Here is a 19,990-nt window from a genome sequence, read left to right as displayed (position 1 = left end):
AGCCCGGCAACACCTTGGCTGCGCCACTCAGGTGGTGAACTGCCCCGCGATCGTGCGGAGCGCCCGGATCAGGTCCTGGGCGGACGGTGCGCTGTCCGGGTCGACCAGCCACTGAGCCGCCACACCGCCGAGCAGCGCCTGATGGAAGGAACCGAGCCTCAGCGCTTCCGCCTCGTCGGCAGCCGGGTCGAGGCGGTGGAAGATCTCGGCCAGCCCCAGCCGGGCCTCGTGGTTGGCAGTGGCGAACGCCTCGCGTAGTTCCGGGGTGCGGTCCATCTGGGCGATCAGCTCGAACTGGATGGCCCAGAGCGGCCGCAGCCGGGCGAAGGACTCGATGATCTCGTTCCAGGCCACCTCGAACCGTTGCTCCGGCGTGGCGTCCGGCCCGGCGTCGACCGCGAGGGCGCGCCGCAACTCCTCGCCCCACTCCGCCATCGCCTCGACGAGCGCCTGGTCGAGCAGCGCCCTCGTCGTACGGAAGTGGTAGCCGATGGCGGCCAGGCTGGTGCCCGAGGCGGCGGCGATGTCCCGTGCGGTGACGGCCGCATACCCCTTCTCCATCAGGCAGCGCTTCGCGCCCGCGAGCAGGTCCTCCCGATTGCCCATGCCGACAGCCTAGCCGATCTACTGGACAGACGTCTTGCACAAGCGTCTCACACGTTTGTACTATGACTCGCATGATGAGCATCCTGATCTCCGGTGCCGGCGTCGCCGGCCCTGCCCTGGCCTGGTGGCTGCGTCGTTACGGCTTCCGTCCGACCGTCGTCGAGCGCGCCCCCGCGCCCCGCGACGGCGGCTACAAGGTGGACATCCGGGGCGCCGGCCTCGAGGTGATCGACCGGATGGGCCTTCTGGAGCAGATGCGACGGCACGACACCGGCATGCGGCTGGCCCGGTTCGTGGACGCCGACGGCGCCCAGCTCGCCACCATGGATGCCCAGCTCTTCGGCGGTCGGGAGGGCGACGACGCCGAGATCATGCGCGGCGATCTGGCGCGAATCCTCACCGCCGCCACCGACGACGTGGAGTACGTCTTCGGAGACTCGATCGCTGCGACGACCCCGGTCCCCGACGGGATCGAGGTGACGTTCGAGCGTGGTCCGCGCCGGACGTTCGACCTGGTTATCGGAGCGGACGGGCTGCACTCCACGGTGCGCCGGCTGGCCTTCGGGCCCGAGCCGTCCCACCTGCGGCCGCTCGGGCACCACATCGCGGTCTTCTCGGTGCCGGCCGAGTTCGGTGTCGATCGCACCGAGCTCATGCACCCGGCCCCCGGGCGCACGGTCGGCGTCTACCGCACTGTCGGCGCTGACGACGCCAGGGCGCTCTTCCTCTTCCCCTCACCGCCGGCCGGGCACGACCACCGCGACTTGGCGGGGCAGAAGGCGCTGCTGGCGGAGGCGTTCGCCGGCATGGGGTGGCAGGTGCCGCGACTGCTGAACGCGATGTGGGACGCGCCGGACTTCTACCTCGACTCGATGAGCCAGGTACGGATGGACCGCTGGTCGACGGGCCGGATCGGGCTGATCGGCGACGCCGCGTACGGGGCGTCGCCCGCCTCGGGGCAGGGCACCAGCCTGGCCCTGGTCGGGGCGTACGTGCTGGCCACCTCGCTCGCCACGGCAGGCGACCCGGTGGTCGGGTACGCCGACTACGAGCAGCGGATGCGCCCGTTCGTCGAGGTGAACCAGCAGCTCGCCGAACGCAACCTCAAGGGCATGGTGCTGCGCTCGGCCGCCCAGATCCGGTTCCAGGTACTGATGCTGCGACTCATGCCGCACCTGCCCGGCCGGGAGCGTATGATCCGCCGGGTCACCGAGCCGATCCGTCAGGCCGCCACCGCGATCACCCTCCCGGACGCCCCAGTGCACGGGAACTGAGGGCGGCACGGGGCCGTACCGTGGGTCGGTCTCAATGGACCTGGCGCATCAGCCCGACTTCCGCACGCTCGTCCGGTGCCCGAGCGCTCCTGGGCATCCATCCACCGCCGCGCCTCTCGGGGTGGTTCAGCGTCGGCCCGTCTCTGCTCCGATCGCCGACAGCATGGCGTCACGAGCCGGCACGGGTGAGTCCTCGGTGATGCGGGTGAGCCCGGCGAGCCCGACTCCGAGCATGAGGATCCGCCAGGCGGCCGTTCGGGCGTGCGCGGCCTCGGAGTCCCCGGCCAAGACCGAGGCGAGGACGTCGGTCAGCCGCGAGAGCGTCTCGACGTAGCTCCTCGCGACGAGGGGACGCTGCTGCGCGTGTGCGCCCGCCTCGGCCCACCGCGCCAGCGCGTGCCCGTCCCCGTCGGCGCTCACGAGGTCGGCGAAGAAGAGCACGAGCGCGTCGTACGCATCGAGGCCGTCGACGTCGCGCTCGTACTCATCGATCTGCTGCGCGGCGTAGTGCTGCCAGGCCTCGGCGGCGAGCTCGTCGGTTGACGCGAAGTGGTGGTGGATCTGGCCCTGCGACCCACCAAGTTCGTCCGCCACGATTCTGGCCGTCACCGCGCTCAAGCCGTCGCGCTCGACCACGGCGGCCGCCGCCTCGACGATCGAGCGGCGCCGCTCCGCACGCGCCAGGTACGCCATCATCCCCTGCTTCCTACTCGTTGCTCATGGCTGAGCGGTTCGGATAGTTCGCTCTCCGTCCAGCGGTGGCCGGGCTGGAGTCCTGGACCGGCAGTCTGGTCCGGTGGCGATCGGTCCGGTCCTGCAGGATCTGCTTGTCGGACCTCTGACCCGACGACGAGACCCGGCAGTACACCACAACCTTCCGCCGCCCGGCGGCGAAGCCCGGCTGCAGCACCCTGCGCACATCCGAATCGTCGAAATACCGCTGACCCGACGGCAGACGACGGGCCGCGATCCGGCCCTCCGCCTCCCACCGACGCACCGTGCTCACCGAACGGCCCACCCGCTCGGCAAACTCACCGATCCGATAAACACTCCCCACAACAGTCAACTCTCGACAGATCTAGAAAGGAAAGCAACCACTAGTAGCTGCTCCCTCGTACGGTTCTCGGAGTGCTCGACACCGAGCGTAGGAACGCGACGGTACGCATCCGCAGCCCCTCCCTGCGCGCCCGGATGATTTCGTCAACCGGTGGGTCGAACGGTCCGAGGACGGGCGCGCTGTGTACCTTCGTGGCGCAGTCGAGGTCGGTGCACACGAGGATGCCGAGCGTGCTCAGCCGCTGGCGCTTGTCCGCGGAGGGGCGCGGCGCGGAGAAGAGGGCGACCTCGTTGAAGCGCCGCATGAAGTGGCACAGCGAGCACATGACCGCTCGTCCGCCGAGCTCAGCCCGGCTCGGACTCTGGCGGAGCAAGGCGCCCGACGCCGTGCCGTCGATGTCGGTGACCAGGTAGGCCCGCAGTGGCGCTCGGGGGTCTCGCCACCCGAGGTAGTCGAGCTTGCCCCACGCGACCTCGTCGAACCAGGCCGGCAGACGGACCTTGCTCTCGACCGCGTCCAGGTTCGCGATCGCACCGCGCACCTCGTCCCGGCTCATGACCCGCACGACGTCACCTCCTGGCCAATCCTGTACATGCTTACAACTTGTAACTCGATACAATTCCCCTGTCTACTCGATTTCCGGTGCGACGAGATGCGCAGGGCGTCGCGAGCCCAGGCGCCAGACGCCGGCGAAGCTGTGGAAGGGTCAGCGGCGCCGCAACGCGTAGAGCGCCGCGCTGGCGGCGAAGAGCGCCCCGCTGATCGCCAGCCAGCGGGCCAGCAGCGGTCGCGGGGCCAGGCCGGTCGCCGCTGTGTATGTCTCGTCGCCGAGGCCGAGAATGCCGGGAAGGTAGACGAGGAGCAGCAGCCCGGCGGCAAGCGCGGGCACCCGCACGTGGTTCAGCGCCGACGGTGCGCCTCGGTGCCCCGGGACGGCGCGCAGCCCCCGGTCGATCAACGCGTAGACCGGGAACAGGAACAGGTCGTGGGCGATGACCGCGCCGAGGAACCAGAGCAGCATCCGGCCTGCGGCGGGTTCCCCGGACAGCCGCAACGCGATCCAGCCCGTCACCGCGAAACAGCCGAGCAGGAGCAGCAGGTGCCAGGGCGCGGCGCCGTAGCCGCGCCGGAACTCAACCATCGGCACGTTCCCCGAAGGTGATCTCCCGGACCCACTTGGTGCAGTGCACACCGGGCAGTGCCGGCACGATGATCCGCGCCGGGTAGCCGTGGTCGAGGGACAGATCGACACCGTTGACCCGCAGGGCGAGCAACGACTCCGGGTCGCGGACCTGGTTGGGCTGCAACCGGGCCTGACGGAACAGGCCGCTCCGTTCCAGCGATCGGACCCGCGCCGGGGCGGACCCGGGCACGCCGACCAGGGCGGCGAGGTCGCGCAGCCGCACCCCGGTCCAGGTCTGCGCCGTCGACCAGCCCTCGACGCAGGCGATCGGCAGGTCCGCGGTGTGCTGGGCCATCGCGAGCAGGCCGTTCCGGTCCAACTCCACGCTGCGGCCGCCGCCCCGCACGCTGAGCCGCCAGTTCGCCCCGGTGTCGGCGGACTGGACGCCGGCTGCGGCAGCGCTGCGGTTCACCGGGAAGTCGTTCGGCCCGTCGCCGTGCCGCCGGCCCCGAGGCAGCAGCAGCGCGGTGCGGCGCAGCACGCCGTCCATGCTCTGCCCGACGGTCAGCGCCGCGAGCAGCAGCGCGCCGCCCCCGGTCAGGGCCAGAACACCGCGTCGGCTCATCGTCGCCGCACCGGGGCGCCGGGCAACCAGACCGTCCGGGTCCGCCGGCTCCGGTCGGGTCCCGGCCGACGGGGTACGCGCGAAGCCCGGACCGCGCAGCGCGGAGACCATCCGGGGCAACTTGATCGCCACGTGGGTGACCAGGGCGGTGGTGAAGACCCAGGCGCCGTACCAGTGCGCGGTGTAGAAGTCGAACCCGAACAGGTAGGCGTACTGGATGTCGAGCAGGCCGGTGGCCATCTCGAAGAGGATCCCGCCGACCAGCAGCAACAGCGACAGCCGCTCCAACGCCTGAGCCGTCGATCGAGCCGGCGGCCAGTCGAACAGCTTCGGCACCACCGACCAGAGTTTGGCCAGCACCACCGGCACCAGCACGATGCCGAGTGTCACGTGCAGGCCCTGTGTGACCCGGAACAGCCAGGCCGGGCGGGTCGGCCAGTCGAAGACGGGCGGGTGCAGCCAGCCCACGTCGCGCGGAAGCGCCTGGCCGAGGCGGGGACCGTAGGCGATCCAGTCCAACAGCCCGGTGATGACCACCAGCGGGAGAGCGGCAAGCAGGACGGCACCGAACACCGAGGTCAGCCACGGGCCGCGTACCGGGCTGCGCCAGGCGTCGGCGGCAGCCCCGGCACCCGGCGGGCGGTGCCGGTCCAGCGCCCGCCACAGCCGCGCCGGGTAGGCGTACCCCTGGCTGTCGGTTGTCCCGACGGCGGGCGGCCGGGGTGGCACGGCGGAGGGCTCGGGCCGGCCGGACGCCCGCGTCGGCCCGCCAGGGTCGGGCCCCGGAGGCGGGTCTGGCGGCGGGTCGATGGGCACGTTTCTCCTGGCGGCGAGTCGTCGAGCCCGGCGCGGCGGGCCCTCGTGCAGCACGCTAACCGGCAGCACCGCCCGCCGGCTGACTTTGCCGCATCACCGAAGGCTCACCGCCGGTCCTTACGGGAGGCTGACGTCCGACCGGAACCGGCCCGCGGGGCCACCGGTCTGATTTAGCGTGACGGGAATGCGGGTACTCGTCACCGGCGCCGCCGGATTCATCGGATCGCAGGTTGCGGACCTGCTCGTCGCCGAGGGGCACCACGTGGTGTGCCTGGACGCGCTGCTGCCACAGGCACACGGGGGCGCCCTACCCGAATGGTCCCGCCGGCACGACCCGGTGGTCGGGGACATCCGGGACCCGAGGCTCCTCGACGACCTGCTGAGCGGCGTCGACGCCGTCTGTCACCACGCGGCGATGGTCGGACACGGGCTGGACCCGTCGGACGCCCCCGACTACGCCAGCCACAACGACTACGGCACGGCGGTGCTGCTCGCCGCGATGCACCGGGCCGGAGTGTCCCGCCTGGTGCTGGCCAGCTCGATGGTGGTGTACGGCGAGGGGCGCTACGTGTGCGCCCGGCACGGCGTCGTCCGGCCCACCCCGCGGCATCCGGCCGACCTGGCCGCCGGCCGGTACGACCCCACCTGTCCGGAGTGCACCGGCACCCTCACCCCGGCGCTCGTGCCCGAGGATGCCCCGCTGGAGCCGCGCAGCACGTACGCGGCCAGCAAGCTGGCGCAGGAGCACCTGGCCGCCGCCTGGGGTCGGCAGACCGGGGGCGGGGTGTGGGCGCTGCGTTACCACAACGTCTACGGTCCCCGGATGCCCCGCGACACCCCGTACGCCGGGGTCGCGTCGATCTTCCGGTCGGCGCTGGCGGACGGCCGGCCGCCGCGCGTCTACGAGGACGGCCGGCAGCGGCGCGACTTCGTGCACGTCACCGACGTGGCGCGGGCGAACCTGCTGGCCCTGACCGCGCCGGCGCCGGACGGCCTGGTGCCGGTCAACGTCTGCTCCGGCGAGCCGCACACCGTCGGCGACCTGGCCGCCACCCTGGCCTCGGCGATGGGTGGTCCGGCGCCGGTGGTGGTCGGCGGGGCCCGGGCTGCGGACGTGCGGCACGTGGTGGCCGACCCCGCTCGCGCACGCGAACTGCTCGGCTATGTCGCCCGGGTCGGCTTCGTCGACGGGGTGACTGCCTTCGCCACCGACCCGCTGCGCGAGCCCGCCGCCGTGGCGGTCTGACCACACCACCGCACCCGGCGCCCGCTGGCCGCCCGGCGACTCCGCCGGCGGACCGTCCCCGGGTCGCAGCCCCACCCGCTCCCGCCCGGCGTCGGCTTCGGTCAGGAGACGGTGAACAGCAGGTGGTTCACGGCGAGGGCGGTCAGCGCCTGCCCCGCCAGCCACCAACGCCGAGCCGGCGCGGGCAGGTGCGCAACGGCGACCAGCAGCCAGACCGCGAACGGCAGCCAGATTCGCTCCACCTCGGCCTTGCTCATCCCGGACAGGTCGGCGGCGGCCACCGCCAGCGCGGCGGCGGCCGGCAGCAGCACGGTCGGTTCGCACCCCCGGACCCGCCGCGCGAGTGCGACGAGCCGGTGGTGCCGCACGAGGCCGCGCACCGCCGAACCACCCGGTTCCGGGCCGCCGGCCGACGGGACCGACGGACCACTTCCGACCCGTGTCACCGCCCCTCGGCCCGCCCGAGCCGCGAGCAGTGCGCGGCGCAGCGCCGGCCCGGCCACCGGTCCGGCAGCGAGCAGCAGCGCCGCCAGGTTCGCCCAGACCCAGTAACCGTACGGGCGGTCGGCCGCCCAGCCCTGGTAGTAGCGCTCCACCACCAGGTCGTACCCCCGCCACCACTGGAAGCCGGCGACGGTGAACATCACCACCACCGCGGCTACCCCGGCCGCGCCGGCGAACATCGCGCCGCGCCGGCGCGCCGGCCGCACCGCCAGCACCGCGAGGGCCAGTGGCGCAACCAGCACGAAGCCGTACGACAGGTACAGCGCGAAGCCGAGCAGCAGCCCGCCGGCCAGCGCGAACGCGGGCCCCCGCACCGCCAGCAGGGCCAAGCCGGCGGCGACCACACCGGTGAAGACACCGTCGGCGGAGGCGCCCACCCAGACCGCCCCCGGCAGCAGCACCAGGAACGGCAGCACCGCCCGAGCCGCCTCGCCCGCGCCCAGCGCCCGCAGCGCGACCGGCACGGACACCGCCACGGTCGCCCCGACCAGGACACAGGCCAACGCCGCCGCCGTCCCGCCGCCCAGGCCGATCCGGTCCAGCCCGACGAAGAGCAGCAGGGCTCCCGGCGGATGGCCGGCGGTGTGGGTGGACCACGAGTCCGGCTGGAAGTCGAGGATCCGGTCGGTGAAGCCGGCCAACATCCGCCCGACATCGGTGACCCGCGGTACCTCGTGCAGGTACTCCGCCTGCGGAGTGAGCCGCCGGGCGAGCCCGGCCGACCAGCCGTCCACCATTGCCAGGGCGAGCGTCCAGGCCACCGCCGCCAGGTAGCCGGCGAACAGCAGCGGGCCCCACCGGGCCGCTCGGGCCCACCGCAGCCCCGGCCCGAGCACGGCCACGGCGACCAGCAGCGCGACCGGGGTGCCCCAGCCCAGGTGCGGCCGCCAGGTGGCGTAGAGCGGCGCGGCCTCGGCGTGCAGGTCCACACCCCGATGGTTCAGCACCGCGCCGATCACCACGGCCGTGGCCAGCAGCGCCGCCTCGACGCCCAGCACGACCAGGTCGCCCCCGTCGCGGGCCGGGACGCGGTCGGACACGGGCGAGTGGGGAAGTGTGGCACCGGGTCTCATGTCGACCGGACGGTACGGTCTGCCCGCCCCCCTGTCAGCCGTGTCGCCGGTACGTCACGGGACGGTAAGAAGTGCCTGTTCGGTAGGCGTTCCGTAAGGCCGAACGCGGAACGGGTCGCCCCGCGCGGACTTAGCGTCGGGGTATGCCGACACCGATCGACGTGGTGCTGCCGTGCCTGGACGAGGCCGCCGCGCTGCCCGCCGTACTGACCGCGCTGCCGCCCGGATACCGGGCGATCGTGGTGGACAACGGGTCTCGGGACGCCTCGGCCGAGGTGGCCGCCCGGCACGGCGCCCGGGTGGTCCATGAGCGCCGTCGGGGGTACGGCGCGGCCGTGCACGCCGGGATCGAGGCCGCCGAGACCGAACTGGTGTGCGTCCTGGACGCCGACGGCTCGTTCTCCCCTCGGGAGCTGCCCGCCCTGGTCGCCCCGGTCGCCGGGGGGAGCGCCGACCTGGCCGTCGGCCGTCGCCGGCCGGTCCGGGTCGGGGTCTGGCCCTGGCACGCCCGGGCCGGAACGGCGCTGGTCGCCGCGCTGCTGCGGCACCGGGGGGTCCCGCTGCGTGACCTCAGCCCGATGCGGGTGGCCCGGCGGGAGGCGTTGCTCGGTCTCGGCGTCACCGACCGGGCCTTCGGCTACCCGCTGGAGCTGCTGATCCGGGCCGCCGCCGCGGGCTGGCGCATCCACGAACTCGACGTCGCGTACGCCCCGCGTGCCACGGGCACCCGCTCCAAGGTCTCCGGCTCGTTCCGGGGCACCCTGCGCGCCACCCGGGACTTCGCGGCCGTGCTGCGCACCGTGGAGCGCCCCCGGTGACCGTGCTGCTGGTGGTGGCCAAGGCCCCCGTGCCCGGCGTGGTCAAGACCCGGCTCTGCCCACCGGCGACCCCGGTCCAGGCCGCCCAGCTGGCCGCCGCCGCGCTGCGCGACACCCTGGACGCCGTCCGGGACACTCCCGGGGTGACGCCGGTGCTGGTGTTGGCCGGGCGCCTCACCGACGCCGAGGACGCCGCCGAACTGACCGCCGCCGTCGCCGGTTGGCCGGTCCTGCCGCAGCGGGGCGTGGATTTCGCGGCCCGACTCGCGAACGCCCACGTCGACGTCGCCGCCGCGTTCCCCGGCCGTCGGGTGCTCCAGATCGGGATGGACACCCCACAGCTGACCCCGGCGCGGCTGGCCGCCGCCGTACGCCGGCTGGCGGGCGCCGAGGCGGTGCTGGGACGGGCCGCCGACGGCGGCTGGTGGGCGCTGGGGCTACGCGACCCACGGCAGGCGGTCGCACTGCGCGGGGTGCCGATGTCCACTCCGCGCACCGGCCGGTCGACGTGGTCCGCGCTGACCGGGCGGGGGCTGCGCACGATGCCGCTGCCGGTGCTGCGGGACGTGGACGACTGGTCGGACGCGCGGGCGGTGGCCGCGGCGGCCCCGGGTGGCCGCTTCGCCCGTCAGGTCGCAGCGGTGCGCCGCGCCATGGTGGTGCGGGCGTGACCGGGGACGGTTTCGCCGCCGCCCTGCGCGACCGGGGCGACAACGCGCACTGGCTGGTGCCCGCCGGCGGACTGCGCCGCCGCCTGCCGGTGCACCGGTGGCACGGGCCGGCCGGGAAGGCAGAGGCGGCGGTGGCCACCCGCTGCACCGGTCCCACCCTCGACCTGGGTTGCGGCCCGGGCCGGGTGACCCTGGCGCTGACCGTGGCCGGGCTGACCACCCTCGGGGTGGACGTGTCGGCCCGGGCGGTGGCGCTGACCCGGGCCCGGGGCGCGGTCGCCGTGCGGGCCGACCTGTTCGGCCCGTTGCCGGCGGAGGGACGCTGGGCGCACGCGGTCCTGCTGGACGGGAACATCGGCATCGGGGGCGACCCGATCGCGCTGCTGCGCCGGTGCCGGGCGTTGCTGCGGCCGGCGGGAACAGTGCTGGTCGAGCTGGAGCCGCCCGGCTCCGGCACCTGGCGGGGACAGGTCCACGTGGCATCCGGCCGGCACCGGGGCCCGACCTTCCGCTGGGCGTGGCTCGACACGTGCGCGGTGGCGGGCACGGCGGCGGCAGCCGGGTTGGTGGTCGGCGAGGTGTTCCGCTCCGGCCGCCGCTGGTTCGCCGAGCTGACCCGCTCGGAGCGTCCGGGTGCGCCCCGACGCACGCCCATCGTGGCGCTGCCACAGCCGTAAGAACCTCGCATGTTCCGGCACTCGCCGCGAGGTGCTCACCGAGCAACTGCTCGCCACCCACTACCGGGCCAGCGTCCGCGTCGGCGACGGCGAGCACGGGCCGCCGGTGCGGCCGGATCCCGTACGGTCAGGGCGGAGTAGTCCCGAGGATCGAGAAGAACGCCCCCTGTGGATCGGTGAGCACCGCGAACCGGCCCCGCGGCAGGTCTGTCGGCTGGACGGCGAGCGTCGCGCCCATCCGTAGCGCCTCGGCGACGACCCTGTCGGTGTCGGTGACCGCGAAGTAGACCATCCAGTGGGACGGGAGGTCGCCCCAGTCTTCGCCGATCATGGGCATCATCCCGGCGACGGGACGACCGTCCAGCTGCCAGGTGGTGTAGGTGATCGGGCCCATCGGTTGGTCGTCCGCCGTCCAGCCGAACACCGACCCGTAGAACTCCCTGGCCCGGTCCGACTCCCGCGTGGTCAGCTCGGGCCAGGTCAGCGAGCCGGGTACGTCGAACACCTCGGCCCCCGGCATGCCGAGCGACTGCCACACCCCGAACGGCGCCCCGGCCGGGTCGGCGAAGAGCGCCGTCCGCCGGGAGCCGGGGACGTCGGAGGGCTCGGTCAGGATCCGGCCGCCGGCGGCGGTCACCCGCTGGCAGGCCCCCTCGACGTCGTCGGTCGCCAGGTAGGGCATCCAGGCAGGCGGCCGTTGCGGGCCGGCCCCCGGCCCGGCACCGGCCACCGGTTTGCCCTGCTGGTGGAAGACGAGGTGACCGTCAGCCGCGGGTTGCCGGTCCGCCTCGGCGACGGCCCAGCCGAACAAGGGCGCGTAGAAGCGCGCCGCGCCGGGGAGGTCGGTGGTGACCAGGTCGACCCAGGCGGGTGCCCCCGGTGGAATGTCTGTCATGGCTTCGGCTTCGCTTCCTCTGCTCGGGCGATTCTCGGCGGGATGGCGGCGGGCGGGCCCGACAGCCGACGGCTGTCAGCCGGCACCGGTGCGGGCGAGGGCGATGACGTCGATGGCCGGCGGGCCGGCCCCGGCCACCGCCCTGCTCTCGAGGAGGAAGACGACTCCGGCCCCGGCGTGATCCGCCCGGTCCAGCCGAACAGTTCCGGGTAGAAGCGCCGCGCGTCGGCGAGATCCGGGGTGGCCAGGTCGGCCCAGCGGGGCGTGCCCGTCGGGACGCTGCTCACGTCGACCCCTCTCGGCTGGGGGCGGCCACCGCCGGCACGCCCTGCCGGCATCGTGGCACCGTTCGCGCGTCGTACGGGGCGGATCGGACGAATCGTCAGCTGAACCGATGTCCTTCAGAGCGGGCCAGGCGAGTCTTGTCGACGAGGACGATCAGCAGCAGGAACGCGGTGACGGCGGTAGCGGTACGGATGTCGTGGTAGACCTCCCAGCGTTGCAGGAGCTCGGCGTGGTCAGGCGGAAGCGAGGACGTGGACCACGTCTTGATCTTTCCGTTGATGGGGACGTTTCCGAAGCGGGTGACGAGCAGGGAGGTGAGTGCGAGTACGCCCGCTGCGGCGGCGTACCAACGGGTCGCGACACGCAGTGTGATCGCGAGCCAGAACGAGGTCAGTAGGCTGACCGCCATCAGCGCCTGCATGAAGATGCCGTTCCTATACATGAGCGCTGTGCGGTATCGCAGGTGGACGTCCATGGGGACCGCGTCGAAGGTGGGAACGACGGAGACGAGGGCGTAGGCGAACGCGCCGGCGAGCAGCCCGGTGGACAGCACGGCCAGTGCCCGGGCGATTCGGCTACGCACTCTTCGCTCCAGGCGTCTGGGTTCCGGCGAGATCTTCTTCGATGTGGCCGACGGCGGTCATGGCGCCGTACGCGAGCAGGTAGACGGTGCAGTGGTCGGAGTACCGCCGGTCCGTTGCCCGCCAGGCGGCCAACTCGTCGTCCGTGAGGGCCTCCGGTACGAGTCCGGCGAGGATGGCCACGCGCGCTCCGGTCTGTTCCCGTTCGGGCAGCCTCGAGAGCGGCTCGTCCAGTTGGTCGATGTTGACGGTGCGGCGGCCTCGATGCGCGCTGATGACGCCACGTACGACGTCGCGGGCCGCCGGGGTGAGCAGCCCGGCTCCTTGCCCGGCGACGGCGACCAGGGTGGCGTACGCCCTGCCCGCAGGGGTGCCGGCGGCCCACTCCGGTAGATGCCCTTCGGGCAGGCCGTCCAGCAGGGACAGACTGGCTCCGGGCGCCCGGTCGGTTTGCCATTGCCGGAACACCGGGGCGCCCTCGAAGGCCGGCTCGTCGGCGGGGTTCAGGGTGCCGGGCGTGAGGCCGGCAGGCAGCATGGCGAGCACCATGCGGTTGATGAAGTGGCTGAACAGTGCCGTGCCGAAGTATTCGGCGACCGGTTCGCCGGGCAGGGTCGCGGGAGCGCCCGCGGTGGCGGTTGATCGGGCCCAGTCGAGCAGTGCCGCGAGCCGCGCGTCGGCAGGTGCTTCACCCCGGTCGACGGCGTCGGCCAGGTCCGGCCGGCCGAGTAGCCGCAGGGCGCCCAGCCATGCGAGCGTGTCGTAGTGGCAATGGTTCGCCTGTGACACACCGAGCGCCACCAGCGTCTTGTCAAGAACGGGCGCGGCTCCGACGAGTTGCGCTTCGCGGCTGAGGCTCCAGCCGGCGGCGAGGATCTCCGGCGCCGGTGAGGTCATCTGCACGGCGGGACCGATGCTGCTTGCCTCGGCGTTGACCTGCTCGTAGACCCTGGCCACCAGTCCGTTGGCCCGCTCGGGTGCGACGGGGGTGACGTGCCGTACGTACGTTGACATTGTTGGTCCTTTCCGGTGGTGGTGAGACCTACGGGCGACTGGCGATCCGTCGGCGGGTCTCGGCGGCCGGGGGGCACCCGCTGGGATGCGGCGTTCCGGCCGGTTCCTTACTGGCGGGGCTGTCAGCAGGCGGGCCAGCGGGGCGGGGAACCACCAGCTGGCGCGGCCGAGCAGCGCGACGAGCGCGGGCGTGAGCAGTCCTTGTACGAGGGTGGCGTCGAGGACGATGCCGCCGCAGCCGTGACCACCGCGGCCCGCAAGGCGTCTCGTCGAGTCAGTTCACGCACAGAAGCCCTCCCACGATCAGGTCGGCGGTCGCCGGTGCCTAGATCGTGGCCGCGATTCAGCCGTCGGTCGTCCCGCCGACGTGGGCACTCTCGGCTGCCACGCACGCGGCACGTGCCTACCATGTCCGCCGCACGCGGCGCCGTGTCTACCGCGTTCGCGGTACGCCGCTGCTCGTCCCCGCAGGCGACGTCGCCACCGACGCGAACCGGTTAGGGTGCCCGCATGAGCAAGATCGCGACCGGGGTCCGGCACTGGGGGCTCGCCGTGTGCGTAGCGGCGATGCTCCTGGTCGCCGGAGCCTCCGTCGCACCCGAGCGGACCGATCTGAGCCTGCTGGGCTACGTGCTGCTCGCGGTCGACGGGCTGGTCCTGGCCTTTCGCCGGCGGGCACCGGTCGGCGTGCTGGTCGTGACAGCCGCGTGCGTGCTGGCCTACCAGGCGCTCGGCTTCGAGGTGCCACCCGTGGCGTTGCTGTTCGCGGTGTACGCGGCGACCCGCTCCGGCCACCGTCGACCCATGCTGGTGGTGACCGCGATCGTATTGGCCGCGCAGCCGTTCGTGGCCCTGGCGTCTCCTGGCGACCCCCCGGTGGGTCAGGCGCTCGCCCAGGGCGTCCTCGGGCTGGGATGGGTACTCGCCTGCGGAGCGGCCGGCGAGGCGCTGCGGCAGGCCGAACAACGGGCGAAGGAAGCGGAGCGGACGCGGGAGGAGATCGCCAGCCGCCGCGCCAGCGAGGAGCGGCTGCGCATCGCGCGGGAACTGCACGACTCGCTCACCCACCAGATCTCAGTCATCAAGGTGCAGGCCGGCGTGGCCGTGCATCTCGCCCGAAAACGGGGGGAAGAGGCACCGCCAGCGCTGGCGGCGGTCGAGGAAGCCGCCCGCGAGGCGACCCGCGAACTGCGCGCCACGCTCGAAGCGCTGCGCGGCGACGAGCAACACTGCCCGCACGGGATCGAGCAGATCGACGAGCTGGTGCAACGGGCACGCTCCACCGGCGTGGCCGCGACCCTCACCGTCGATGGGAACCAGCGAAACCCGCCGAGTGCGGTGAGTCGGGCCGCGTACCGGATCACCCAGGAGGCACTGACCAACGTCGCCCGCCACGCCGGCCCGGCCACCGCATCGGTGAGCATCAGCTACGGCCCGGACACACTTACCGTAAGAATCGACGACGACGGCAAAGCCACCCCGAACACCGGTCCGGTGCCCGGTGTCGGGCTGCTCGGCATGCGCGAACGCGTCACCGCACTCGGCGGCCGGCTGCACGCCGGCCCTCGACGCGACGGTGGCTTCACCGTACAAGCCACCATGCCCGTGGACGGCGCGACATGATTCGAGTCCTGCTCGTCGACGACCAGCCACTGCTGCGGGGCGGATTCCGGGCACTGCTCGCCGCCGAGGACGACATTGAGGTCGTGGGTGAGGCCGCCGACGGTAGCGAAGCCGTCGCGCAGGTCGCTCGGCACAGGCCGGACGTCGCGCTGATCGACATCCAGATGCCCGTCATGGACGGCATCGAGGCGACCCGACAGATCGCCGCGAACCCCGACCTGACCGGCGTGCACGTGGTCATCCTGACCAACTACGGCTTCGACGAGTACGTCTTCAAGGCCCTGCGGGCCGGTGCCACCGGCTTCCTCGTCAAGACCATCGAACCCGCCGACCTGCTCCACGCCGTACGCGTCGCCGCCCGTGGCGACGCCCTGCTCGCGCCGTCCATCACCCGAAAACTGATCAGCGAGTACCTGGCCCGGCCGCTCCAAGCGCCCGCCGACTCGACCCTTGAGCAACTGACGAGCCGGGAGCGCGAGGTTGTCACGCTCGTCGCACGAGGGCTGTCCAACGAGGAGATCGCAGAGCACCTGGTGATCAGCCCGATGACCGCCAAGACTCACCTCAACCGCGCGATGACCAAGCTCCACGCCCGCAATCGCGCCCAACTGGTGATCTTCGCCTACGAGACCGGGCTGGTCACCGCATCGCAGCCCTGAGCCGGGTAGTGGTAAACGGGTCAAGCACGGCGTCGACCTATGGGTCGGTGGGGACGAAGCGGTGTTGGCGACGCTGTTGTGGGTCGCCGTCGCCACTATTGGGTTGGGCTGGTGGTATTCGCGGTCGCGGGCACCGATGGAATGCACCTGCGGTGGGCGGGGTGATGGCCGCGCCAGCCGCGATCTGCTCTCCGGCCTCGTACAGCGCGACGTACAGATCTTCGGCGGTTGCGCGGTCGAGCCGCAAGACGAGGTCGTCCCGCATGCGCCGGCCCTAATCGCACGTCTCGCAACGCCGGTCGACCAAGGTTGGGGTGCGCGGATCTGCTGCAGACCGCGCGTCGTGGAGCGCAGCCGGCTGACGGGTGGCGACGCGCGGACGTGCCGAAAGTCCGCAGGTCGACCGTGGTCGTCTGCCGCACCGCCTTTCTGCTCTGGAGAGAATGGCTCGATCGAAGCGCGCTGAAAGCCGATCATTACGCTGCTCTTGCACCACCCGCGCGTGAGCCACCGCCGCGTTCGACCCCTGCGGGCTCGGACACCTCCGCCGAGGGCGTCGTGGGGGCGAACGGCTTGGCGTCCTCGAACTGCCCCACGTTGCTGTTGTCCCGTTCCGGATGGAGGACTGATGCTGGCTCCGCTGCGGTATGGCGCGTTCCGTTACCTCGCTGCTGGCCGGCTGGTCAACATGCTGGGCAACGGTGTCGCTCCCATCGCGCTGGCCTTCGCCGTACTCGATCTGACCGGCTCGGTGCGCGACCTGGGCCTGGTGGTCGGCGCGAGATCGCTGATGACCGTGCTGTTCGTGCTCTTCGGTGGCGTGGTGGCCGACCGGATTCCGCGCCGGCTGGTGCTGGTCGGATCCAATGTGCTTGGTGCGCTGACCCAGGCGGCAGTGGCCGCCCTGGTGCTCACCGGCACGGCGACGATCCCGCTGTTGCTGGCGCTCGGTGCGGCCAACGGCATCGTCAGCGCGCTGTCCCAGCCAGCTTCGGCCGCCGCGACGCCGCAGACCGTGCCACCGGAGCTGATTCAGCCGGCCAACGCGCTCATCCGGCTCGGCATCAACGCGGGCATGATCGGCGGCGCTGCGCTCGGTGGCCTCCTGGTGGCCGCGGTCGGGCCGGGGTGGGGCCTCGCCATCGACGCGCTCACCTTCGCTATCGCGGCTCTCGCGTTTACCGGAGTCCGGGTCGCTGCCTCGCCGGCGAAGAGCACCCGCACGAGCATCGTCGCTGACCTCCGGGAGGGCTGGACGGAATTCACCGCGCGGACCTGGGTATGGGTGGTAGTGCTGGGCTTCATGATCCTCAACGCGGCCCTCGCTGGCGGCGTGAACGTGCTCGGCCCGGCCGTCGCGGACGAGACGATCGGCCGTAGCGCCTGGGGCGTGGTGCTGGCCGCGGAAACCGCCGGAATGGTCGTAGGTGGGTTGATCGCCCTGCGGATCCGGGTGCGTCGGCTATTGCTGCTCGGGGTGGCCTGCATGTTCGCCGAGTCGTTTCTGCTGTTGGGGCTGGCCCTGGCGCCCACCGTCGTCGTGCTGGTGTCGGCCGGAGTGGCGGTCGGGCTCGCCGTCGAACAGTTCGCGGTGGCCTGGGACACGTCGATGGCGCAGCACATACCGGCCGACCGACTGGCCCGCGTCTACTCCTACGACATGTTGGGGTCCTGGGTCGCCATCCCACTCGGCCAGATCGCGGTCGGGCCGGTCGCAGCGGCGATCGGCACCCGCGACACGCTGCTGATCCTGGCGGCATTGGTGGTGCTCTCGGTCCTCGGCATGCTGGCCAGCCGGGACGTCCGCCGGCTACAGGCGGTAGCCCCCGACCGCGCCGCCGACGCAGTGCAGACCGAGCCAGCTGACGGTGGGCCGAGCGACAGCCCTACCACGAAGCCCGCCGAACCAGCCGCCCGCGCCTGACCCGGCGGTGGACTTCCTCGATGCCAGCCGCACCCTCGGTTCGAAGAGCAGGATCAGCCGACGCGATGTACTGCGACTCACCCCGGTGAGCAGCCCGAAAGATCGACCATGACCACACTCACCGTCCGAGGCGCCAGCAAGAGCTACGGGCCGGTCCACGCACTCCGCGCAGCCGACCTGACGGTGGCGGCCGGCACCCTGACCGCGGTGCTCGGCCCCTCCGGCTGCGACAAGACCACGCTGCTGCGCTGCATCGCCGGGTTCGAGCGCCTCGACGGCGGGGAGGTCCGTGTCGGTGACACGCCGGTGGCCGGGCCAGGCCTGCACGTCGCCCACACCGGCGACGGGTCGCTGTGGTCGCCCAGGACGGCGCGCTCTTCCCGCACCTGGACGTGGCCGGCAACGTCGGCTACGGCCTCGACCGCGCCGCCCGGCGCAGCGGCCGTGTCGCGGAGGTGCTCGGCCTCGTCGGTCTCGCCGGGTACGGCAGGCGGATGCCCCACCAGCTGTCCGGCGGGCAACAGCAGCGGGTGGCTGTTGCCCGAGCCCTGGCGCCACGTCCACCGCTGATCCTGCTCGACGAACCGTGTCCGACCTCTACCGCAGCCCGGCGGACCCGTGGGTGGCAACCTTATCGGCGATGCCAACCTCCTCAGGGCCACCGCCAGCGGTGGGACTGCGGAAACCGGACTCGGCACCCTCCCGCGGGCAGTGCAGCATGAGCGTCAGCCCCGACACGGTGCCCGTAGAGCACCTCGACCTGTTGGCGGAGGTGCGACGCTGAAGCGGCGTCGGCACGGCGGGCCGGCTGCTGGCGGGCCCGGTTGACGCCACGGTGCCCGTACGCATGAAGGTGCGGTGGCGAGCGCGATGCAGACGTTCGCGCCGCCGGTCGTGGCCACCGCGGGCAGCACCGGTGCGGATGCCCCACTGGTGGTGCCGCCGCATGGCATCGTCGCCGGCGTCGTCGCCACCAGCCACGCGTGGGCCGCTGGGCAGCCGACGTAACGGCGGCAGCCCGCTCCGGCGTTGGTTCAGGGAGCCCTGAGTCGCCGGGGCCCTTCGGCACGACGGGCCCGCCACGGCCAGCGCGTTGACGGCCTCGGCTATCTGCCGTAGCCTTTTGGCTATGAACGTTAGCCTAGCCCTCTTTCAGACCCGCTCCGGCGGCCCCGAACGCGACCATGCCTAGGGCCGGGCTGTCCACCGCGGCCGTCGTCGACGCGGCTCTCGACCTCATCGATGATCGAGGCCTGGACGCCCTGACCTTGGCCGCGGTCGCCGAACGCACCGGAGTCGCCGCACCCTCGCTGTACAAACACGTCGGCAGCCTCGCTCAACTGCGGGCACTGATGGCCGTACGGATCATGGAAGAGCTGACCGAACGCTTCACCGCCGCGTTGGTCGGCCGCAGCGGCGACGACGCCGTCGCCACCCTGATGCGCACCTACCGTCACCATGCAGTCGAACATCCGGCCCGCCACGCCGCGATGCCGCCGGATCCCCTGCACGACCCGGCCCTGGCGAGCGCCGGTGCACGGCTGCTCGAGGTCTTCCTCGCGGTGCTGCGTGGCTACGGGCTCGAAGGCGAGGCCGCCATCCACGCCACCCGCTGCCTGCGGGCGATCGTGCACGGCTTCGCCTCGATCGAGGCGGCCGGCGGCTTCGGCCTGCCCGAGGACCTGGACACCACCCACGAGCAGCTGATCCACATGTTCGTCGCGAGCCTGCCCCGCACCTGATCTTGACGCCGGAGAACATGATGCCCATCTCCCCCGCCCGCACCCGGCTCGGCGCCCTTGCCCTCGCTGTCGCCGGCATCCTCTTCGTCCTCTACCCGGCGACCCGGCCATGGGCCGACGAATCCACAGTCGACGGCGCGACCCGGGCGATGAGTTCCGACTGGTGGGTCGCCTCCCACCTGTTCGCCATGATCGGCTTCATCCTGGTGACGCTGGGCCTGCTCGCCGTACGCGACGTGGTCAGGCACACCCGAGCCGAGCGGCTCGCCTTCGCCGCCGTCGCGACCGGTTGGATCGGCGTGGGACTCGTCCTGCCCTACTACGGCGCCGAGGACTTCGGCCTGCACGCCATCGCCAGCACGTACGCCGCGGGTCAGCCTCTCGACCTGCTCGACCTCGTCGACACGGTCCGTTACAACCCGGTCGCGATCACGACGTTCGGGCTCGGCCTGATCACGCTCGGGGTGTCGGCCGTCCTGGCCGCCGTCGCGATCTGGCGCTCCGGGGTGCTGCCGCGCCCCAGCGGAATCATCTTCGGACTCGGCTTCGCCCTCTTCCTGCCGCAGTTCTACACACCCGCGGCTGTCCGGGTCGCCCACGGCCTGCTCGTCGCGGTCGGCTCGGCCTGGCTGGCGCTGGCACTCTGGCGGGCGAAGGCTGATTCCTGACGTGCCGTCGCCTCGCCGGCGAGGCTGTGGCCCTCGGCGACCAGGGCCTGGACCTGCTGCCTTTCGCCAGGGGTCGGCGCCCGCCCAGGGTTCGGGCGGGCGCCGGGGC

Annotated in this window: 20 protein-coding genes and 3 pseudogenes; 13 read left to right on the top strand and 10 right to left on the bottom strand. The window is 72.6% G+C overall.

Annotated features, from left to right (window positions below; translation table 11 throughout):
- Positions 1-27: 27 nt before the first annotated feature.
- Complete coding sequence (locus ACGF5C_RS05205) at positions 28-606, bottom strand: TetR/AcrR family transcriptional regulator (RefSeq protein WP_393296833.1); 579 nt, start codon at positions 604-606, stop codon at positions 28-30.
- A 71-nt stretch (positions 607-677) separates the two neighbouring features.
- On the opposite strand from ACGF5C_RS05205, the gene ACGF5C_RS05200 reads away from it, so the two are divergent.
- A complete protein-coding gene (locus ACGF5C_RS05200; protein WP_393296831.1) occupies positions 678-1,880 on the top strand; it encodes an FAD-dependent monooxygenase in 1,203 nt (400 codons plus the stop codon).
- Positions 1,881-2,006: 126 nt separating this feature from the next.
- On the opposite strand, the gene ACGF5C_RS05195 is transcribed toward ACGF5C_RS05200, so the two are convergent.
- The 5 genes and pseudogenes from ACGF5C_RS05195 to ACGF5C_RS05175 all read right to left on the bottom strand — a co-directional run bounded on the left by ACGF5C_RS05195 (position 2,007) and on the right by ACGF5C_RS05175 (position 5,414).
- Positions 2,007-2,573 carry a TetR family transcriptional regulator gene (locus ACGF5C_RS05195; RefSeq protein WP_393296830.1) on the bottom strand — a complete coding sequence of 189 codons (567 nt, stop codon included), beginning with the start codon at positions 2,571-2,573 and terminating at the stop codon, positions 2,007-2,009.
- A gap of 136 nt (positions 2,574-2,709) precedes the next feature.
- Positions 2,710-2,937: pseudogene (locus ACGF5C_RS05190) on the bottom strand (recombinase family protein); the annotation flags it as partial.
- 40 nt (positions 2,938-2,977) lie between these two features.
- On the bottom strand, positions 2,978-3,493 hold the full coding sequence (locus ACGF5C_RS05185; RefSeq protein WP_393296828.1) for an FBP domain-containing protein: 516 nt from the start codon (positions 3,491-3,493) through the stop codon (positions 2,978-2,980).
- A 150-nt stretch (positions 3,494-3,643) separates the two neighbouring features.
- The gene (locus ACGF5C_RS05180) at positions 3,644-4,078 is read right to left on the bottom strand and encodes a hypothetical protein (protein ID WP_393296826.1); all 435 of its coding nucleotides are present in this window, start codon (positions 4,076-4,078) and stop codon (positions 3,644-3,646) included.
- Complete coding sequence (locus ACGF5C_RS05175) at positions 4,071-5,414, bottom strand: molybdopterin-dependent oxidoreductase (protein WP_393296824.1); 1,344 nt, start codon at positions 5,412-5,414, stop codon at positions 4,071-4,073. The genes ACGF5C_RS05180 and ACGF5C_RS05175 overlap by 8 nt, the downstream gene beginning before the upstream one ends.
- A gap of 271 nt (positions 5,415-5,685) precedes the next feature.
- Between ACGF5C_RS05175 and ACGF5C_RS05170 the strand changes: the two genes are divergently transcribed.
- Positions 5,686-6,747 carry an NAD-dependent epimerase/dehydratase family protein gene (locus ACGF5C_RS05170; RefSeq protein WP_393296822.1) on the top strand — a complete coding sequence of 354 codons (1,062 nt, stop codon included), beginning with the start codon at positions 5,686-5,688 and terminating at the stop codon, positions 6,745-6,747.
- 101 nt (positions 6,748-6,848) lie between these two features.
- On the opposite strand, the gene ACGF5C_RS05165 is transcribed toward ACGF5C_RS05170, so the two are convergent.
- Positions 6,849-8,324: a hypothetical protein gene (locus ACGF5C_RS05165; protein WP_393296820.1), complete on the bottom strand. Its 1,476-nt coding sequence runs from the start codon at positions 8,322-8,324 to the stop codon at positions 6,849-6,851.
- A gap of 143 nt (positions 8,325-8,467) precedes the next feature.
- Between ACGF5C_RS05165 and ACGF5C_RS05160 the strand changes: the two genes are divergently transcribed.
- The 4 genes and pseudogenes from ACGF5C_RS05160 to ACGF5C_RS05145 all read left to right on the top strand — a co-directional run.
- Positions 8,468-9,142, top strand: a complete 675-nt coding sequence (locus ACGF5C_RS05160) for a glycosyltransferase family 2 protein (protein WP_393265826.1) — start codon at positions 8,468-8,470, stop codon at positions 9,140-9,142.
- Positions 9,139-9,813, top strand: a complete 675-nt coding sequence (locus ACGF5C_RS05155; protein ID WP_393296818.1) for a DUF2064 domain-containing protein — start codon at positions 9,139-9,141, stop codon at positions 9,811-9,813. The genes ACGF5C_RS05160 and ACGF5C_RS05155 overlap by 4 nt, the downstream gene beginning before the upstream one ends.
- Positions 9,810-10,490 (top strand): methyltransferase domain-containing protein, encoded by a 681-nt coding sequence (locus ACGF5C_RS05150; protein ID WP_393296816.1) that lies wholly within the window; start codon positions 9,810-9,812, stop codon positions 10,488-10,490. Before ACGF5C_RS05155 ends, ACGF5C_RS05150 begins: the two co-directional genes overlap by 4 nt.
- A 1-nt stretch (position 10,491) precedes the next feature.
- Positions 10,492-10,605: pseudogene (locus ACGF5C_RS05145) on the top strand (ABC transporter ATP-binding protein); the annotation flags it as partial.
- A gap of 12 nt (positions 10,606-10,617) precedes the next feature.
- Here ACGF5C_RS05145 and ACGF5C_RS05140 read toward each other — a convergent pair.
- From ACGF5C_RS05140 to ACGF5C_RS05130, 3 genes are all read right to left on the bottom strand, one after another.
- The gene (locus ACGF5C_RS05140) at positions 10,618-11,385 is read right to left on the bottom strand and encodes a VOC family protein (RefSeq protein WP_393296814.1); all 768 of its coding nucleotides are present in this window, start codon (positions 11,383-11,385) and stop codon (positions 10,618-10,620) included.
- Between the two features lie 382 nt (positions 11,386-11,767).
- A complete protein-coding gene (locus ACGF5C_RS05135; protein WP_393296812.1) occupies positions 11,768-12,253 on the bottom strand; it encodes an anthrone oxygenase family protein in 486 nt (161 codons plus the stop codon).
- Positions 12,246-13,265: a hypothetical protein gene (locus ACGF5C_RS05130; RefSeq protein WP_393296810.1), complete on the bottom strand. Its 1,020-nt coding sequence runs from the start codon at positions 13,263-13,265 to the stop codon at positions 12,246-12,248. Before ACGF5C_RS05130 ends, ACGF5C_RS05135 begins: the two co-directional genes overlap by 8 nt.
- 510 nt (positions 13,266-13,775) lie before the next feature.
- Here ACGF5C_RS05130 and ACGF5C_RS05125 point away from each other — a divergent pair.
- From ACGF5C_RS05125 to ACGF5C_RS05095, 7 genes and pseudogenes are all read left to right on the top strand, one after another.
- Positions 13,776-14,888: a sensor histidine kinase gene (locus ACGF5C_RS05125; protein WP_393296808.1), complete on the top strand. Its 1,113-nt coding sequence runs from the start codon at positions 13,776-13,778 to the stop codon at positions 14,886-14,888.
- Complete coding sequence (locus ACGF5C_RS05120) at positions 14,885-15,547, top strand: response regulator (protein ID WP_393296806.1); 663 nt, start codon at positions 14,885-14,887, stop codon at positions 15,545-15,547. The genes ACGF5C_RS05125 and ACGF5C_RS05120 overlap by 4 nt, the downstream gene beginning before the upstream one ends.
- A 628-nt stretch (positions 15,548-16,175) precedes the next feature.
- Positions 16,176-17,471, top strand: coding sequence for an MFS transporter (locus tag ACGF5C_RS05115; protein ID WP_393296804.1), 1,296 nt, complete (start codon positions 16,176-16,178; stop codon positions 17,469-17,471).
- A gap of 108 nt (positions 17,472-17,579) precedes the next feature.
- Positions 17,580-18,058, top strand: a pseudogene (locus tag ACGF5C_RS05110) (ABC transporter ATP-binding protein); the annotation flags it as partial.
- Positions 18,059-18,329: 271 nt separating this feature from the next.
- Positions 18,330-18,479, top strand: coding sequence for a hypothetical protein (locus tag ACGF5C_RS05105; RefSeq protein WP_393296802.1), 150 nt, complete (start codon positions 18,330-18,332; stop codon positions 18,477-18,479).
- Positions 18,480-18,655: 176 nt separating this feature from the next.
- On the top strand, positions 18,656-19,213 hold the full coding sequence (locus ACGF5C_RS05100) for a TetR/AcrR family transcriptional regulator (RefSeq protein WP_393296800.1): 558 nt from the start codon (positions 18,656-18,658) through the stop codon (positions 19,211-19,213).
- Between the two features lie 20 nt (positions 19,214-19,233).
- Positions 19,234-19,881: a hypothetical protein gene (locus ACGF5C_RS05095; protein ID WP_393296798.1), complete on the top strand. Its 648-nt coding sequence runs from the start codon at positions 19,234-19,236 to the stop codon at positions 19,879-19,881.
- The last annotated feature ends 109 nt before the right edge of the window (positions 19,882-19,990 follow it).

It is taken from the genome of Micromonospora sp. NPDC047620, assembly GCF_043205005.1.
GTDB lineage: Bacteria > Actinomycetota > Actinomycetes > Mycobacteriales > Micromonosporaceae > Micromonospora.
This window is presented reverse-complemented; position numbering and strand designations above follow the sequence as displayed.